17 protein-coding genes are annotated in these 16,198 nt (G+C 52.4%); 13 read left to right on the plus strand and 4 right to left on the minus strand.

Going from position 1 to position 16,198, the window contains the following annotated elements; all coding sequences use genetic code 11:
* Nucleotides 1–8: 8 nt before the first annotated feature.
* Genes KKH67_10390 through hypE form a run of 5 tightly spaced genes read left to right on the plus strand, consistent with a single transcriptional unit; the run spans nucleotide 9 to nucleotide 5,242 of the window.
* A complete protein-coding gene (locus KKH67_10390; GenBank protein MBU1319585.1) occupies nucleotides 9–500 on the plus strand; it encodes a hydrogenase maturation protease in 492 nt (163 codons plus the stop codon).
* Nucleotides 481–2,823 carry a carbamoyltransferase HypF gene (gene hypF, locus KKH67_10395; protein ID MBU1319586.1) on the plus strand — a complete coding sequence of 781 codons (2,343 nt, stop codon included), beginning with the start codon at nucleotides 481–483 and terminating at the stop codon, nucleotides 2,821–2,823. The genes KKH67_10390 and hypF overlap by 20 nt, the downstream gene beginning before the upstream one ends.
* Before the next feature lie 3 nt (nucleotides 2,824–2,826).
* Nucleotides 2,827–3,075: a HypC/HybG/HupF family hydrogenase formation chaperone gene (locus KKH67_10400; GenBank protein ID MBU1319587.1), complete on the plus strand. Its 249-nt coding sequence runs from the start codon at nucleotides 2,827–2,829 to the stop codon at nucleotides 3,073–3,075.
* A complete protein-coding gene (hypD, locus tag KKH67_10405; protein MBU1319588.1) occupies nucleotides 3,072–4,202 on the plus strand; it encodes a hydrogenase formation protein HypD in 1,131 nt (376 codons plus the stop codon). The genes KKH67_10400 and hypD overlap by 4 nt, the downstream gene beginning before the upstream one ends.
* Nucleotides 4,203–4,204: 2 nt before the next feature.
* Nucleotides 4,205–5,242, plus strand: a complete 1,038-nt coding sequence (gene hypE / locus KKH67_10410) for a hydrogenase expression/formation protein HypE (GenBank protein MBU1319589.1) — start codon at nucleotides 4,205–4,207, stop codon at nucleotides 5,240–5,242.
* Here the strand turns inward: hypE and hypB are convergent.
* Nucleotides 5,239–5,934, minus strand: coding sequence for a hydrogenase nickel incorporation protein HypB (hypB, locus tag KKH67_10415; protein MBU1319590.1), 696 nt, complete (start codon nucleotides 5,932–5,934; stop codon nucleotides 5,239–5,241). The genes hypE and hypB overlap by 4 nt on opposite strands.
* A 21-nt stretch (nucleotides 5,935–5,955) precedes the next feature.
* Nucleotides 5,956–6,297 carry a hydrogenase maturation nickel metallochaperone HypA gene (hypA, locus tag KKH67_10420; protein ID MBU1319591.1) on the minus strand — a complete coding sequence of 114 codons (342 nt, stop codon included), beginning with the start codon at nucleotides 6,295–6,297 and terminating at the stop codon, nucleotides 5,956–5,958.
* A gap of 551 nt (nucleotides 6,298–6,848) precedes the next feature.
* Here hypA and KKH67_10425 point away from each other — a divergent pair.
* From KKH67_10425 to rho, 8 genes are all read left to right on the plus strand, one after another.
* Nucleotides 6,849–7,451, plus strand: a complete 603-nt coding sequence (locus KKH67_10425) for a hypothetical protein (protein MBU1319592.1) — start codon at nucleotides 6,849–6,851, stop codon at nucleotides 7,449–7,451.
* A 138-nt stretch (nucleotides 7,452–7,589) separates the two neighbouring features.
* Nucleotides 7,590–8,642 carry a L,D-transpeptidase gene (locus KKH67_10430; GenBank protein MBU1319593.1) on the plus strand — a complete coding sequence of 351 codons (1,053 nt, stop codon included), beginning with the start codon at nucleotides 7,590–7,592 and terminating at the stop codon, nucleotides 8,640–8,642.
* Entirely contained in the window at nucleotides 8,639–9,268 is a 630-nt protein-coding gene (locus KKH67_10435) for a L,D-transpeptidase (GenBank protein MBU1319594.1), read from the plus strand. Before KKH67_10430 ends, KKH67_10435 begins: the two co-directional genes overlap by 4 nt.
* Complete coding sequence (locus KKH67_10440; GenBank protein MBU1319595.1) at nucleotides 9,258–9,959, plus strand: hypothetical protein; 702 nt, start codon at nucleotides 9,258–9,260, stop codon at nucleotides 9,957–9,959. Before KKH67_10435 ends, KKH67_10440 begins: the two co-directional genes overlap by 11 nt.
* A 176-nt stretch (nucleotides 9,960–10,135) precedes the next feature.
* Entirely contained in the window at nucleotides 10,136–10,513 is a 378-nt protein-coding gene (locus KKH67_10445; protein MBU1319596.1) for a hypothetical protein, read from the plus strand.
* Nucleotides 10,514–10,569: 56 nt separating this feature from the next.
* Entirely contained in the window at nucleotides 10,570–11,634 is a 1,065-nt protein-coding gene (locus KKH67_10450) for a DNA/RNA non-specific endonuclease (GenBank protein MBU1319597.1), read from the plus strand.
* A gap of 125 nt (nucleotides 11,635–11,759) precedes the next feature.
* Nucleotides 11,760–12,296: a hypothetical protein gene (locus KKH67_10455; GenBank protein ID MBU1319598.1), complete on the plus strand. Its 537-nt coding sequence runs from the start codon at nucleotides 11,760–11,762 to the stop codon at nucleotides 12,294–12,296.
* 260 nt (nucleotides 12,297–12,556) lie between these two features.
* Nucleotides 12,557–13,642 carry a transcription termination factor Rho gene (gene rho, locus KKH67_10460; protein MBU1319599.1) on the plus strand — a complete coding sequence of 362 codons (1,086 nt, stop codon included), beginning with the start codon at nucleotides 12,557–12,559 and terminating at the stop codon, nucleotides 13,640–13,642.
* A 110-nt stretch (nucleotides 13,643–13,752) separates the two neighbouring features.
* Here the strand turns inward: rho and KKH67_10465 are convergent, their stop codons facing one another.
* Both KKH67_10465 and fusA read right to left on the minus strand, forming a co-directional pair.
* Entirely contained in the window at nucleotides 13,753–13,962 is a 210-nt protein-coding gene (locus KKH67_10465) for a TOBE domain-containing protein (GenBank protein ID MBU1319600.1), read from the minus strand.
* Nucleotides 13,963–14,085: 123 nt separating this feature from the next.
* A complete protein-coding gene (fusA, locus tag KKH67_10470) occupies nucleotides 14,086–16,167 on the minus strand; it encodes an elongation factor G (protein MBU1319601.1) in 2,082 nt (693 codons plus the stop codon).
* Nucleotides 16,168–16,198 lie beyond the last annotated feature (31 nt).

Here is a 16,198-nt window from a genome sequence, read left to right on the forward strand (position 1 = left end):
TTGAGGATATGAGGGGCGACACTCTGGACATTGTTGTCATTGGCTTAGGCAACCCTCACCGTGGTGATGACGCCGTTGGTCCTGAGGTTGCAAACATGCTGTCTCAGCAAGATCATCCGTTCCTGCGCGTCTGCACTTCCATGCCGGATGCGACATCTCTTCTGGATTGCTGGCAGGGGGCTGATCTTTGCTTTGTCGTTGATTGCTCTGTGTCGGGTTCACGCGAGGGAGCTGTCCAGCGAATCAATGGGCTTGCGGGCGGCATTCCGGAGCGATTCCTGAATTCCACCTCAACTCATACGCTGTCAGTAGCTCAAGGGCTGGAGCTTGGTCGTGTTCTGGATAGGTTGCCGCATCGACTAATCATCTACGGCATCGAGGGAGTTCAGTTTTCGCATGGCGCACCGATGAGCCCTGCGGTGCGGGATGCCGTGGATCGAGTCGCTGCTGCCATCATCAAAGAAATCGAAGAAATAACAAATGAGGTGGCTGTTGAGTAGGGTATCGACCAGTAAAACCAATCCTCCTGATGAGGCAGGCCGGATTGAACGGTGGCGCGTGACAATATCAGGACGTGTGCAGGGGGTCGGGTTTCGGCCGTTTGTGCATCGACTGGCGACCGAACTGAAACTTGCCGGAACGGTCTGTAACAGTTCTGAGGGGGTATATGTCGAAGTGCAGGGAGCGCCTGCACAACTGGAGCAGTTTCGATCCAGACTCGAAACGGATGTCCCACCGTTGGCGGAGATAGATTCCTTGGCGGTTGCCTCTCTCGATCCTGATGCCTCTCGAGTGTTTCGAATCAAACCCAGCCGACATTCGGATCGCGCAACTGTAATCGTTCCTCCGGACGCAGCGATTTGCGACGACTGCAAACGGGAGGTTCTTGATGCCAGTGACCGTCGCTACAGATATCCATTCACGAATTGCACTAATTGTGGCCCGCGTTACAGCATTATTGAGGGTCTGCCGTATGATCGCCATCGAACAAGCATGCGGCATTTCACAATGTGTGATCGATGCCGGGAAGAGCATGACGATCCGTCCAGCCGCCGGTTCCACGCTCAGCCTAATGCCTGCCCGGACTGCGGTCCGCAATTGACTCTATTGGACGCCAAGAATATGAAACTCGCAGAAGGCAATTCGGCTTTGGGGCTAACGAATCAAGCAATCACGGCTGGCTTCATAGTGGCTCTTAAGGGTCTTGGCGGCTACCAGCTCATTGTTGATGCGCGCAACGACTCAGCGGTCCGACGTCTCCGATCTTTGAAGAGACGCCCTCACAAACCTCTTGCAGTCATGTATCCATCTACCGAGCTTGTAAAGCAACACTGCTCGATGTCACCGTTGGAGCAGAAGTGGCTTCAATCGGCGGTGGCTCCGATCATCCTGTTGCAGCGGTTGCAGAAGACCGAACAGCAACATCTTCCCTGTGAGTCTGTATCTCCCGGACAAAAGACACTTGGTGCAATGTTACCGTATACGCCATTACATTTGTTGATACTGGGCGATTTGGGATTTCCTGTCGTTGCGACGAGCGGCAATCTAAACGGCGAACCAATATGCATCGATGATAACGATGCGATGGGCAAACTCTGTGGAATTGCCGACCTGTTTCTTGTTCATGATCGCGCCATCGTACGACAGGTGGACGATTCTGTTATTCGCTTGGTTCATGACCGGCCTGTTGTTCTCCGCCTGGGTCGTGGTTTGGCGCCGGCAGTGATCGCACTTGACGATGAAGCCACACCGGCTTTGGCGACGGGGGGTCATGAGAAGAGCGCTTTCGCGATCACGGTCGGAAGCAACATCATTCTGAGTCAACACATCGGTGATCTGGATTCTCCCGTGTCTCGTGACGCTCTCGCGAAAAACATAGATAGTCTGATTTCCATTTATGATATCAAGCCTGCTGTCATAGTCTGCGACGGCCACCCCGACTATGCCAGTTCGAGAGTTGCGGAGTCACGCGATGAACACCCAGTTCGCGTGCAGCATCATCTCGCGCACATTCTCTCCTGCGTTGCGGAACAGCGGATTGAGTGTCCGGTGCTGGGCGTTGCCTGGGACGGCACTGGTCTGGGCGATGATGCAACAATCTGGGGTGGCGAATTTATAGAGGTGACTCCATCAGGCTACCGAAGAGTGGCTCACTTGCGCCCGTTCAGACTACCCGGAGGTGAGAAGGCGGTCAGAGAGCCTCGCCGCGCATCAATCGGTGTTCTTTATGAGATGTTCGGACAGAGCTTCGCCTTGAGACTTCAGCCGGAAGTTAAGAATCAGTTTTCATCTCAGAAGATAAGAGTACTGACGCAGATGCTGACGCGGCATGTCAATTGTCCGGTTACGACAAGTGCAGGTCGGCTCTTTGATGCTCTCGCATCGCTGATGGGCATTTGTCATATCGCCAGCTACGACGGTCAGGCCGCGACTGCACTGGAGAACACGTGTGCTTCGCTGAAGAATGTGCTGCCGTATGAGTTCTCACTTACGGCCGATCAGCCATCCGCCATAGACTGGCAACCGATGGTCGAAAGCATCCTCGCCGGCATGTCGGAACGCATAGATGTGGCAACAGCGGCTGAACGTGTGCATGTCACGCTGGCTGAGATGATTGCAGCGGTGGTGGTACAGAGCGGCTTGCGAACGGTAGTCCTGAGCGGTGGTTGCTTTCAGAATGCTCTGCTTCTCTCGATCTGCGCCAAGCGATTAGAACGCGAAGGCATAGCGGTACACTGGCCGCATCGAATTCCCATCAACGATGGCGGACTGGCCGTCGGCCAGATGGCCGAGTCAATTCGTCGACTCGGGAAGGGGTGCTAAGATATGTGTCTTGCGGTCCCCGGACAGATTGCATCGGTCAAAGATGAAGGCCGCTTCAGCCGTAGCGGCAAAGTGAGTTTTGATGGCGTCATGGTATCTGTCAATCTATCCTGTGTGCCTGAAGCGGATATCGGCGACTTTGTCCTCGTGCATGCAGGAGTGGCAATCGGCAGAATCAACCAGGATGAAGCGCGTCGAACGCTGGCATTACTGGCGCAAGCTTTCGATGACAACCCGGGTGGGAAAGAATGAAGTTCCTGAGTGAATACCGCGATGCCGGATCTGTTCTCAAGCTGATCGAGCTAATCCATCGGAATACGACTCGTGATTGGCGGATCATGGAAGTGTGCGGTGGACAGACAAACACGATTCTCCGTTATGGCCTGGATCAGTCCATTAGAGAGTGCATCACTTTCGTGCACGGACCCGGATGTCCCGTCTGTGTCACACCGGCTGAGACCATTGACTTGGCTCAAACGCTTGCGACCCGCCCTGATGTCATTCTCTGTTCGTTTGGAGATATGCTGAGGGTGCCCGGATCAAAGCATACGCTACTTGACATCAAGAGTGTCGGGGGGGATGTGGTGATGCTCTATTCGCCGCTTGACGCACTTAGACTTGCTCAGGAAAGACCAGGCCGCGAAGTCGTCTTCTTCGGAATTGGGTTTGAGACAACTGCCCCACTAACTGCTCTTGCGATTCTCCGAGCCAGAGAAGTCGGGTTGCGGAACTTCTCTGTGCTGTGTGCTCACGTGCTGATACCTCCGGCTGTGGATTCTGTAATGCGCATGCCGTCGGCGCGAATCGATGCTCTGCTTGCTCCGGGTCATGTCTGCACGATCAGCGGCATTCGAGCTTATCAGCTACTTAGTGCCCAGCACAAGATTCCAATCGTAGTAACAGGTTTTGAACCCGTCGACATTCTTCAAGGTGTGCTTCAATCAGTTGAGATGCTTGAGCAAGATAGAGCTGAAATGGCTATTCAATACCGCCGCGCCGTTGCGGCTACCGGCAACCCGGAGGCTCAGCGCCTGGCCGAAACTGTATTCCGACCTGCCGACCGCGAGTGGAGAGGTCTGGGCATGATTCCGGGCAGTGGTCTCGTGATTGCCCGTGAATTTCAGCAATATGATGCCGAGCATCGATTCAGCTTAGAACGAGCCAGTATCCACAGCGCTCATTCGGAGCCGTGTGGGGATGTACTCACGGGACTCGCAACGCCGCCAGAGTGTCCTCTGTTTGGGCGGCAGTGTACACCTGAACATCCGGTGGGGGCTCCGATGGTGTCGTCCGAAGGCACATGCGCCGCATATTACCGCAGTCAAAGATATGCAGCCACTGCTTCGACAGTGATTGAAGACGCTCCGAGAACTCGTTAGGTATGCCCGTTATGAAAAATGTGAACGACAAATCCACTGATGTAGTCCAGTTGGCTCACGGAGGGGGAGGCCGCATGATGCATCAGTTGATAAGCGAAGTGTTCGCATCCATCTTTGATGCCAGCGGTCTGGACTGCAGCAATGACGCCGCTCTCCTGCCCGGCCAACAATCCCGCATCGTCTTTACGACAGATTCCTACGTAGTCGATCCCCTCTTTTTCCCCGGCGGAGACATTGGTTGTCTTTCCGTCTACGGTACGGTGAACGATCTGGCCATGCGCGGTGCGCGACCTGCATATATGAGTGTTGGTTTCATCGTTGAGGAAGGTTTTCCAATCAATGACCTCAAGAGGATAGCCGAGTCAATGCGAGCATCTGCCCAACATGCGGGTATCAGCATTGTCACCGGCGACACAAAAGTCGTGGATCGCGGGCACGGCCACGGTCTGTTTATCAATACTGCCGGTATCGGTTTCGTCGACCACGATCTGGTGATAGGTGTTGAGAATGTTCAACCGGATGATGCCATCGTTCTCAGTGGAGACATTGGCCGACATGGCCTCGCGGTCATGGCATGTCGGCAGGAACTTGCTCTGGAGACTTCGATAGAGAGCGACTGCGCATCACTTGCCGAGCCGATTCTCAAGTTGATCGACGCACGCATTGACATACACTGTCTGCGGGATTTGACGAGGGGCGGTCTCGCTTCGGCCCTGGTTGAAATCAGCGAATCATGCCGGGCGGAGATTGTCCTCAATCAGGCCGGCATAAAAGTGCTGCCTCAGGTCGCGGCGGCATGTGAGATTCTTGGTCTTGATCCGTTGTATGTTGCCAATGAGGGTCGCTTTGTGCTGTTCCTCCCGGCCGAGCAGGTGAATCTCGCTCTTGAAGTCATTGACAGATCGTGTGCAGACTCCAAACCAGTAGTCGCCGGGCGCGTCTCTGCCGTTGGCAATCCGCGTGTGATTCTGCGCAACGAATACGGCACCGAGCGCGTGATTGATATGCTGAGCGGTGATCAATTGCCCCGAATCTGCTAACCACCGAAATTTGACGAAGGATCGGAGCGCTTGGCTGCAGCCTCTGCTTTGAGCCAGTCATACCATTGTTCCATACCTTCGCCGGTGCGGCAGGATAGCTCGAGTATTGTCAGTTCTCCGTTAATCTGGAGAGCGTTTTTCCTGGCTGCATCGAGCCTGAAATCGGACATTCCAAGCAGATCGGTCTTGTTGATGATCAGAACCGAAGAGCGGCGGAACATGGCAGGGTATTTCAGCGGCTTGTCGTCCCCCTCGGTAGTGGATATCAGAACTACCTTCATATCCTCACCCAGATCATAACTTGACGGGCAGACAAGGTTGCCGACGTTTTCCAGAAAGAGTACGTCAAGATCATCTATATCGATCTTCTGCATGGCTTCAGACACCATTTTGGCGTCAAGGTGACAGGCTCCTCCCGTAATGATCGGATGAACGATCTTTCCACCCGATGCCTCGAGCCTCCGGGCGTCGTTTTCCGTCTGCACATCGCCGACAATCACACCGAGTTGCAGGGAATCCGAAATCGTCTTCAGAGTGTTTTCCAGAAGGCTGGTCTTGCCCGATCCCGGGGAACTTACAAGATTGAGAGTGAGAACGCCTTGACGGATCAGTTTATCGCGATTCTGCCCCGCTATCCGATCGTTTTCGGACAGCACTTTCTGGTTCATGCTTACTTGCTTCTGATTGGTCATGGTCCTTCTACCTATTGGTTTCTACTCTGCGCTGAATGACTTGACCTCAATTTCCTGTCCCCCGATTACTTCTATCTTGTTTGATCCACAATCAGGGCATACGAACATCAGATCGACAACTTCGAACGTGCGGTTGCAGTCCCGGCACTCGCCGGTGGTTTCAATCCAGTCGACATTCAGAGAACTTCCTTCGAGAACGGTCCCGGCGCAAGCTGCTTCATAGCTGAAGGTCAACGCCCCCGGATTGATGCCGCTCAAGGCACCGATTCGAACATCTACGCTGGTCAGTTTCGACAGTTTCTGCCGAACCATCTCCTGTTCGACAAGCTCAAGAATCCGTCCTGCGATCTGGAGTTCATGCATTTGCAGTCTGTCTTGTTGATTGAATTCAACGACTCCATGCTTGTGTCGCAAACATGCACATCTGAATTAACCACAAATGCGGTCTCCATGGCAAGGGGAAATGTGAGTCGGGTTGCGAAGGAGTAAGAATCGACGCACAGCAGGCTCTTGGTTGGCTGAATAACAAAAGAGCGATAGTCTCAAATACTACCACACCTATCCTGAGTAAACTCCATGATCCGTATGCGCATAGGCCACATTGACGACGATGCTTTGCGGAAGATGTAACGCAAAGATCGCTCACCGGCCTCCTGCGACTCGCAGAATTATCTTGACACGCGTTCAGTGCAGAATATATTCTCTCGCGATCATAATACACAAGGAGGGACTCTTCTCCCACCAGACGTCGGTTGGCGTTATCGGGGGATGGTTTGTTTGATCCGAGTGGACAGAGTACTGAGGTAAACGCTATCTCAGTGATTAAATGAGGCGTACACACTGCGGCTTGGTGTGTGTGTCTTTTTTTTGGGTCTCGTCATAAGGCGCGACTACTGGCCGAAAGGAGAGTTGAAATGAGGAAACGAGTGTCGTTGATTCTGATGGCATCCTTCCTCGTAGCTTTCGTCGCTGGTTGCGACGATTCGCCGGTTACGCAGATGGATGAAGGCAAGTCTACGCTGAAGAGTGCGCAGCTCGCTGAGGCAGAGCTGTACGCGCCGGAGCTGTACAAGATGGCTATGGATTCGTTGAGCGCGGCCGAGGTTGAGATTCAGAAGCAGGATGGAAAGTTCTCGGTATTGCGGGATTACGATCGGGCTAAGGAGTTAATTGCCGCTGTTTCGAAGATATCCCTTGATGCTGAACAGAAAGCGATTGCCGAGAAGGACAGGGTCCGTGTTGCCGACAGTGTGCTGATTGTCGAGATTGATGCTTTGATTGCCGAAAGCAGCACCGCTTTGGCGAAGGCGCCGAAGGTGAAGGGCTCACGTGTGGATCTGAAAGTGCTCCAGGCGGATATCGACGCGGTCAAGGGAGCTCTTACTACTGCAACTCAGACTTATCAGAGCGGAGCGTTCTCTTCCGCGAAGTCGCAACTGGAAGCGGTAAAGGCTCAAATTACGGGAACAAAGAGTCAGATCGAGGCGGCCATTACGAGTGGCGCCAAAAAGAAGTAGGATTCGATTCTCACTGCATTTGGAGGGTCGGGTTTCCGACCCTCTATTTCGATTTGAAGAGGCATACTCAAGGTTAGTACTTTGAGCCACGGAGGCACGCTGCGACGGACACTGTCATTCGGTCTGTGGAGTCTTGCTTTGCTGCTGATACTATCAGCGGGAGCTTGGATTGTCTCCCGTCAGCTTAGACAGCCGCCTCTCAGCAGCCTGCAGCGGGCGCTGGATGGACTCGCCTCGGCACGAGCTGCCGGTGCTGATCAAAAGGCTCGGGATCTGTATCTCAATGCTGAGAGCTGCCTGAGTTCAGGCAGAGAGGCGCTTCGAGATGCTAATGATGCATTATGGCCATTTGGTGTCTACGAACTGCCTGATTCGCTACTGAAAGAATCAACCCGGTTTTCTGATCTCGCATGCATGGCAGCAACTGAGTCGGTCAGTCTGCGCAGGAAGGCAGTGCTAGCTCGGCTTGGTGCGCTTTCTGACAGTCTCTCTGAATGGAGAAGCACTCTGGCAAACGGTTTGTCCCGTACCGATTTCAAAGTCATGTACCGGTCAGCCAGCGTGAGACTGGATATTGCGGCACGACTCGCACAAGAGGGATCCGTCGAGACGGCCAACGAGAATCTCGATAGTGTCCAGAGCATACTTGCGCTTCTAAGCCGCAGCAGGACGGACCACGAAGCTACGGTAGTTCAGCGATCCGAAGAGATGCGGCAGTGGATATCGGAGACTTTGGAATTCTCGAGGGTTCAGAAGAAAGTCGCACTGATAGCAGACAAGGCAGCACACCGATTACATGTAATCAGGAACGGTGTCGTGGTTGAGTCGTTTAGCTGTGATCTGGGATATAACGCCGGCTACCAGAAAGTCAGAGCTGGAGATGGAGCGACACCGGAAGGGATGTATCGTGTGACGGAGATCAAACGCCGAAGCAAATTCTACCGCGCACTGCTTCTGAATTATCCGAACGAGAACGACCGAGAGCGATTCCGGCGGAATCTGGCGGCAGGCGCAATTCCGCCCGGCTCCAAGATTGGCGGTCTCATCGAAATTCACGGCCATGGCGCCAGAAACGAAGATTGGACCGATGGTTGCATTGCTCTGGATAATCGAGATATGGATAAGCTCCTTAAGCTCTCTGCGAAAGGCACACCTGTGACCATTGTCCGATCGTGGGATGGCGCTCGATGAAGATGTGCCGGAATATTGTATTGGCGGTTATGTTCACTCTGCTGACGGTTGTCTCGTGTGGCAGAGAAGATGCACTAGAAGACTCAAATGTGTCCGCCAAGCTCAAACCTGGAAAGTCGCAAAGTACGGTCAACTCCTCCAGTGGGTCTGGGAAAGGTGTTCATGACGACAATCGTAACGGGAAGAGGGTGCCTTATATTGTCATCGACAGATATTGCAATCGGCTTTTTCTGCGCACGGCCGATTCCATCTTGCTTGATGCAGACTGCTCAACCGGATCAGGCGGCGAGTTGTTCGATAATGCGACCGGGCGCCGATGGAAATTCGACACACCGAGCGGTGTCTTTACGGTGAGTTCAAAGCAGAAGAATCCGTGGTGGCGAAAACCGGACTGGGCGTTCATCGAAGAAGGAGAGCCGCCACCCAAATCCAATTCTGATCGGCTTGATGCAAATATGATGGGAGATTATGCTATCGGGTTTGGGGATGGATTTTTCATTCACGGGACCATTTACGAGCGCCTGATAGGCGTTGCAGTTACTCATGGCTGCGTCCGAATGGAAGCTGCAGATCTCAAGAAGCTATATGAAAAGGCCACAATCGGCACCAGGGTCTATGTATACTGACAACCAAGAATCCGACTCGCGATTCAGATGGCTCGCAACTGGAGCGCCTCTTTTGATCCTGATTGGCATAATGTACCTGAGCGCAGAAGGTCCCAGCTTAGTCGACTTGCGAGATACACGCGAAATCAGTTCAGCCGACAGCATTCGCCTTGGATACGGCTCAGCAGGTGAGGGCGAGGATCGTCGGAATCGGACGAATGGATCGGCTTCGCTTGCACTTGACTTCAATCGGAATAAGCTTCATATCAAAATGGGAAACGTGTTGCTACGAGACTGTGACATGCAAGTTCTGAGTGATAGCGCGGCTGCCGCAGCACTGCTCAAAGCTTGGCAGAAGGCAGACTCGCCGGATCGGGTAATAAGCCGGGTTCATCTCTTTTCGGCGGTTCCTGTTTTGCCTCAAGCAGGATTGAATGCTATTTCAGAGACATTTGGCATGAGTGAGAAACTGGTGCAGCGCTATATTCCGGAGAACATGATGATTGAAACCGCCGGAGATGTGAGCATCTGGATTATCACTGATGCCGCTGGTGAATCGCTTTCCACGCTCGGAAATATCATAGAACATGTGCATCTGATATGGGAGCGATTGACCGGCATGAAATCTGTCCGCATCCATCTCGCGGAATCCGACGCGATGTCAGTCTTCGGCCTCTGCCTTAATCATCCGAAGCTGATCATCGAAGGCTGAGGAGTGTCTGTTCAGTTCCGCTCACCGGCATTTTTGTCTTGCGCATATTGAATTCAGATGACACATTGCGGTTGGAAGACTGCTGAGTGCCCGAAAGGCTCATTGACCAGACATCAAGGTATCAGAAAAAGGGTAAAGGCAGGAGGTGTGTTCTACATCAAAAAAGGAGGAGACAGATGGATCCGAATCTGTTTCATGTCGATTGGGGCAGGTTGTCAGAGGTGCTGATCGCAATAATTGTGCTTTCCTTTGTCATCGAACGCGCTCTGTCAGTGCTGTTCGAGTCGAGGTTCTTCATCAGCCGATTCAAAGAAAGAAGCCTTAAAGAACTCATAGCGTTCATCGTAGGAGCAGTTGTCTGCTGGTACTGGGATTTCGACGCGGTGAGCATGATCTTTCTGAGGGAGAATGTTACGGTCTGGGGTGCGATTATAACGGGTGCTGTTGTTGCGGGCGGAAGCAAGGCATCGATCAAACTGTTTCAGGACTTGATGAATGTGAAGAGTACCGCAGCCAGGGCTACCGATGTAGCAGCGAGTGGGAAGACACCGTAGTATCCTATTTGGAGCACATCATACAGAATGTGCACCAAGGAAAGGAGATGAGCAGAATGAAGTTGTCAATTGGCTTTGCCTCGCTAATGCTGCTGGCTCAGATCTTCGCGTCCACTGCAACTGCCGACTATCTCGAAGTGAGCAGATCCGCAACGATCAGAGCAGAGCCCGTCAGCGGCTCACAGATCCTCGAGCGGGTTGGTGCGGGAACGGATCTGCAGCTATTGGATGAAGGAGAGCAGACCAAAGGCTATTATCACGTCCTGACAGTATCCCAGGGTCTACCTGGTTGGATCTACAGAACATTTGTCCGCCGCTACTACGGTGAGATTCCCATACCGGTCGATGATGCGGAATTCACAGATCCCATGGTCGACAAGACATGCCGATTGACCACAGAGCAGAGGCAGTATGCACTGCGTCACTTGAGTGTCGGCAAGCCTCAAGCGGTCTACGAGCGAGTGCGTGAGGGGTATGTAGTTGGTCAGGATGCACGGCTCAAGATACCGCTGTGGGTGCAGTATCAACTGACCCGCGACGATTTGTATGGGACAGTTGCGAGAGAGGAGGAGGCAGACTTTCGTCCCGATGCCTCGATCCCGTATGGCTACAGGGCCGAACCGCGCGACTATGAAGGCAGTGGATTTGATCAGGGACACATGACGCCAGCTGCCGATATGACTCGCAGCAACCGAGTGATGTCGGAGAGTTTCCTGCTCTCGAACATGGCACCGCAAGTCGGAGTGAATTTCAACCGTCATATTTGGAGTTATCTCGAGAGTTCGGTCAGAGGTTGGGTGGAGCAGCGCGGCACGCTGACCATTATTACGGGACCGGTGTTCGAAGTAATATCGGACGGGTGCACTTACCGGGTGATCGGCGATGATCACGTTGCCGTTCCGACTCACTTCTTCAAGATTATAGTTGATGCGAACGATCCACTCAATGTCGAAGCGCTTGCGTTCCTGATGCCGAATGAGCCTATTGTAGACAGAGATATTGGAGATTTCCTCACCTCGATAGATGAATTGGAGAATCTGACCGGGCTCGACTTCCTCACTGCTCTACCGACTCAGGTTCAACAGGAAGTGGAGTCGGAAGTCGCCGGGCAAATCTGGTAACTTGAAAGAACATCTCTGACTTTCTCAGCAGAGATAGTTGATATTCCGGAACCAGTCATAGCTTCTGGTGTTAAACAGGATGGAAGTAGTTGGCAATTAGATAACATTTACATCCTGGAGGAAGCATGATTAGGAAATCTGCTCTACTTATCGTTCTCGTTCTGTTCGCGTTTTCATTGCCCGCAATGGCGTGTGACTTGGGCAAGTCCGGCGTGAAGACGACGACCGCTGATGCAGATAAGGCGGCATGTTCTGCTACTACGATTGCTGATAAGGCCGCTTGCGATGGCGTCAAGGCTGGCAAGGCATCTGGTACTGATGCTATTGTCAGACAGGCGAATTTTGATGGCAAGCTTGTCTGCATGGGCTGTGATTTGAAGAAGGCCGATGGCGCTGGCGCAGCGTGCAGCGCCTATGGACACAAGTATACCGTCAAGACCGCAGATGGACGTTACATCAATTTCCTCGAGAACAAGCAGTCTGAGGACCTTGTTAGTGGTGAGAAGTATCACAACCAGGACGTCAAGGTGCAGGGTGTCTTCTATGCAAATGCGAATCAGCTTGAAGTGAAGACATTTGAAGTCGATGGCAAGACGATGAGCTGGTGCGACCACTGCAAGGGTATGGATGCTTGCATGTATGGTAAGGCTGATACACAGTAAAGCGATCTCACACTTTCTTGAATAGTCAAATGAAGAGCCCGCCACATTGGCGGGCTCTCTTACTTCGAATCCGTACTCTCAGACCCGCAAATCGAATGGTCAGACAGATGTATTTGTTGCTTTTCTTCAGATAACGCTTAGAATCAGATTTGTCGCAGCTTATAATCTGAGTATGATCCAATCGTAAGGTGACCTTACCTGAGAAACATCAACTCATGTAGTGAGGATATTCCGACATGAATGACATCGTAGAAGGAGTCTTGAAGATCGGCAAGAAGGGTGACGGGGAATTGCGTGATTTTGCGCGGTCACTCCAGCCCGGCCCGGATGACACTATTGTACCATCTGATATAATCAGAAAATATAATCTCCCCGAGGGAGCGGCAGTTGCCGGTCCGTGCAAAACTGTGAGAAAGCGGAATGTGATTGCTGACGTGAACACTGTCTGCTGTCTCGCACCCGATGAGTTCGCCAAACGTCCTTCATATCAGTCGCTGATTGCTATTGATCCGTGTGAGCGCTTCGACTTGTCGGTCACAGGCGATGTCAGTATGAGAATCATCGATCTGGTTGCGCCAATCGGCAAGGGAACACGCGGGATGATTGTGTCGCCACCTAAGGCCGGTAAGACAATGCTTCTTGAGAAAATGACCCAGTCAATCAGAGTCGGCAATCCTGACACAAGAATTATCGTATTGTTGATAGACGAACGCCCGGAGGAGGTGACGTGGTTCCGTCGTGCGGTCGATGCCGAGGTGCTCGCAAGCACCAGCGATCAAAGCATCGAAGAGCAGACCGATTTGGCGGAACTTGTGCTTGCGCACATCCGCACTGAACTCGAATGTGGTCATGATGTGGTTGTGTTCGTCGACAGTCTTACGCGCATGGGGAGGGCGTTCAATCAGAAGACTCCCGACAGGAAGACAAAGAACAGGATTATGTCTGGTGGCCTCGGCGCACGCGCGATGGAAATCCCGCGCCGCTTCTTCGGACTCGCTCGCAATATCGAGAATGGCGGCTCTGTGACGATAATCGCGACTGCTCTGGTCGATACCGGTTCGCGGATGGATCAGCTCATATTCGAAGAGTTCAAGGGGACCGGCAACAGCGAGCTTGTTCTCGACCGGACTCTTGCCGATGCTCGGATATTTCCCGCGATCAATTTGCTCGAAAGCGGAACGCGCAAAGAGGAGCGCCTCTACGGTCCCGATGATATCACCGGCATCACGATGCTGCGCCGCACGCTCGCAGATCGACGACCCAAAGAGATCATGACCTATATGCTCGATCTGGTCAACGAGTATCCAACAAATAAAGAGTTGTTAGCCAGTCTGGCAAAGGCGTAGGTTTCCACTCACCAGATGCCCCTGACATCTGTCCGGGATTCATCGAAACAGGCTTTTAACTCGGACGAATGCCCTGGGCATCCGTCAGTTGTATACAGAAATCTGGATTGCTATTCTTTTACCAGCAGCACATTGACTGCTTTGACGACGACTTTGACCGTGTCGCCCTCTTTGATGCCGAGTTCCTCCAATGAATCGACAGTGATGACAGAGCTCATCATTGACTTCGCGGGAATTTGAAGCTTGATCTGGCTCATCACGCCCCCCTTCTTGATCTCTACGACCTTGCCCTGCAACTGATTCCTTGCACCGTACTTCACGTCATCCCTCCTTGGCTTTTGAACAAATGGCACTAGACTTTGGCAGGCTTCGGGGAATCCTGCCCTTCGATTACGACATATTGTGGTCAGTGTACATGGTCGCATACCGACACGTCGAATATACTACTTCTTAGCGAGTTTTTCGCGTTTGTCTGCAATAACTTTCTCTTCGATGTTCTTCGGCAGGGGTGAATACTTCAGGAATTCCATCGAATAGCTTGCGCGCCCACTCGACACGGTCCTCAAGGCGGAAGCATACCCGAACATCTCCATCAGTGGAACGGTACCGTTGACTTTCTGCGAGCCTTTTCGGAATCGCCGCATATTCTCGACTTTGCCACGTCTGCGGTTGATGTCGCCAATGATATCACCGAGATATTCATCGGGGGTGTTGATCTCGAGTTTCATGATCGGTTCAAGGAGATGCGGTGCAGCTTTGTGGACGACATCTTTCATCGCCAGCTCGGTACAGATTCTGAAAGCCATCTCGCTCGAATCAACCGAATGAGAGCTTCCATCGATTAGCACAAATCTCACATCCACCATCGGGTAACCGGCAAGCAGCCCATCTTCGATGACCTTGCGGAATCCCTTCTGGACAGCAGGTATGAATTCAATCGGGATATTTCCGCCCTTGACGAGATTCGTGAATTCGATCCCTCCCCCGGAATTTGGCTCAATCCTGAAATCAATGTGTGCGAACTGTCCCTTACCGCCGGTCTGCTTCTTATATTTGTAATCGTGCCGCACTTCGCGGCCGATAGTCTCACGAAATGCCACTGCAGGCTCACCGACGACGACTTCGACCGAGTGTTCGGTCCGTAGGCGGTCGACTATTACTTCGAGATGCAATTCTCCCATGCCGGAAATGATAGTCTCCTCGGTTTCATCGTCAAACCGAACCTTAAACGATGGGTCTTCAAGCGCGAGTTTGTTGAGAGCGATCGATAGCTTGTCCCGCTCCTTAGCACTGGGCGGATCGATTTTCATGTCGAGGACAGTCTCGGGATAGAATATATTCTCGAGCAGGATTGACTTCTCTTCGCTGCAGAGGGTATCCCCGGTCGAGGTGTATTTCAATCCTATCAGAGCGCCTATGTCACCGGCTCTGAGCGCCGGAAGTTCCTCACGGTCCTTGGCATGGACACGCATGATCCTTCCAATTCGCTCACGCTTGTTTCTGGTCGAGTTCTGGATGTAGCTGCCGGCCTTCAACTCACCTGAATACACGCGAATGAACGTCTGCTGGCCGACATATGCATCGTTGATGATCTTAAATGCGAGAGCAGAGAATGGCTCGGTGTAGGATGGCTTCCTCGATATCGTAATCTCAGAGTTTTCGACATCGACGCCGCTCACTATTCCTCGGTCAACAGGCGACGGTAAATAGTCCACCACAGCATCGAGTAGAAGCTGCACACCTTTGTTCTTGAAAGCGGCACCACAGAACACCGGCGTGATGCATAAGCTGAGAACGGCCCGTCTGGCCGAGGATTTGATTTCATCTGCGGTGATTTCGTCTCCATCGAGATATTTTTCCATCAATGCATCATCGAACTCGGCGAGCTTCTCAACAAGTTTCTCGCGATGCCTAATTGCAGACTCCAGGAACTCGGGAGGAATCTCCGATATCTGTCGTTCAAGTTCCAGATACGTGATCAGTTTCATGGTGACCAGATCGACAATACCGGAGAACTTCTCTTCCGATCCTGTAGGCAATTGAAACAGCAGAGCGTTTGCTCCCAACATTTCGTCCATCTGCTCAACAGTTTGAAACAGATCGGCTCCCTGACGATCCATCTTGTTAATGAAAGCAATCCGGGGCACTTTGTATCGATCTGCCTGATGCCACACTGTCTCGCTCTGAGGCTCGACTCCACCGACGGCGCAAAACACCATGACGATACCATCGAGAATGCGCAATGACCGCTCAACTTCAAGCGTGAAATCTATGTGGCCGGGTGTGTCTATAATATTTATCTGATGATTGTTCCACTCGGTGGTGATGGCTGCTGAGGAGATCGTAATTCCGCGCTCCTGCTCCTGTTTCATGAAATCCATCACAGCCTGTCCGTCATGGACTTCGCCGATCTTGCGAGTTCTTCCGGTGAAAAACAGGATTCGCTCGGTTGTGGTTGTTTTCCCTGCGTCGATGTGCGCAACAATCCCGATATTACGAATTTTCTGTAGCGTCGAATATTCCATACATAATTTCTCCAATTAAAGGCCGCCCAAT

The sequence above is a fragment of the Candidatus Zixiibacteriota bacterium genome (assembly GCA_018820315.1).
Lineage (GTDB): Bacteria > Zixibacteria > MSB-5A5 > JAABVY01 > JAHJOQ01 > JAHJOQ01.

What these genes read in the sequence shown, in the direction of transcription:
- KKH67_10435 (MBU1319594.1), top strand. Translation starts at nt 8,639, where the DNA reads ATGAAGATGTGCCGGAATATTGTATTGGCGGTTATGTTCACTCTGCTG.
- KKH67_10440 (MBU1319595.1), top strand. Translation starts at nt 9,258, where the DNA reads ATGTATACTGACAACCAAGAATCCGACTCGCGATTCAGATGGCTCGCA.
- KKH67_10400 (MBU1319587.1), top strand. Translation starts at nt 2,827, where the DNA reads ATGTGTCTTGCGGTCCCCGGACAGATTGCATCGGTCAAAGATGAAGGC.
- KKH67_10390 (MBU1319585.1), top strand. Translation starts at nt 9, where the DNA reads ATGAGGGGCGACACTCTGGACATTGTTGTCATTGGCTTAGGCAACCCT.
- hypB (MBU1319590.1), bottom strand. Translation starts at nt 5,934, where the DNA reads ATGACCAATCAGAAGCAAGTAAGCATGAACCAGAAAGTGCTGTCCGAA.
- hypF (MBU1319586.1), top strand. Translation starts at nt 481, where the DNA reads ATGAGGTGGCTGTTGAGTAGGGTATCGACCAGTAAAACCAATCCTCCT.
- KKH67_10455 (MBU1319598.1), top strand. Translation starts at nt 11,760, where the DNA reads ATGATTAGGAAATCTGCTCTACTTATCGTTCTCGTTCTGTTCGCGTTT.
- KKH67_10425 (MBU1319592.1), top strand. Translation starts at nt 6,849, where the DNA reads ATGAGGAAACGAGTGTCGTTGATTCTGATGGCATCCTTCCTCGTAGCT.
- KKH67_10450 (MBU1319597.1), top strand. Translation starts at nt 10,570, where the DNA reads ATGAAGTTGTCAATTGGCTTTGCCTCGCTAATGCTGCTGGCTCAGATC.
- hypD (MBU1319588.1), top strand. Translation starts at nt 3,072, where the DNA reads ATGAAGTTCCTGAGTGAATACCGCGATGCCGGATCTGTTCTCAAGCTG.
- hypE (MBU1319589.1), top strand. Translation starts at nt 4,205, where the DNA reads ATGCCCGTTATGAAAAATGTGAACGACAAATCCACTGATGTAGTCCAG.
- fusA (MBU1319601.1), bottom strand. Translation starts at nt 16,167, where the DNA reads ATGGAATATTCGACGCTACAGAAAATTCGTAATATCGGGATTGTTGCG.
- KKH67_10445 (MBU1319596.1), top strand. Translation starts at nt 10,136, where the DNA reads ATGGATCCGAATCTGTTTCATGTCGATTGGGGCAGGTTGTCAGAGGTG.
- hypA (MBU1319591.1), bottom strand. Translation starts at nt 6,297, where the DNA reads ATGCATGAACTCCAGATCGCAGGACGGATTCTTGAGCTTGTCGAACAG.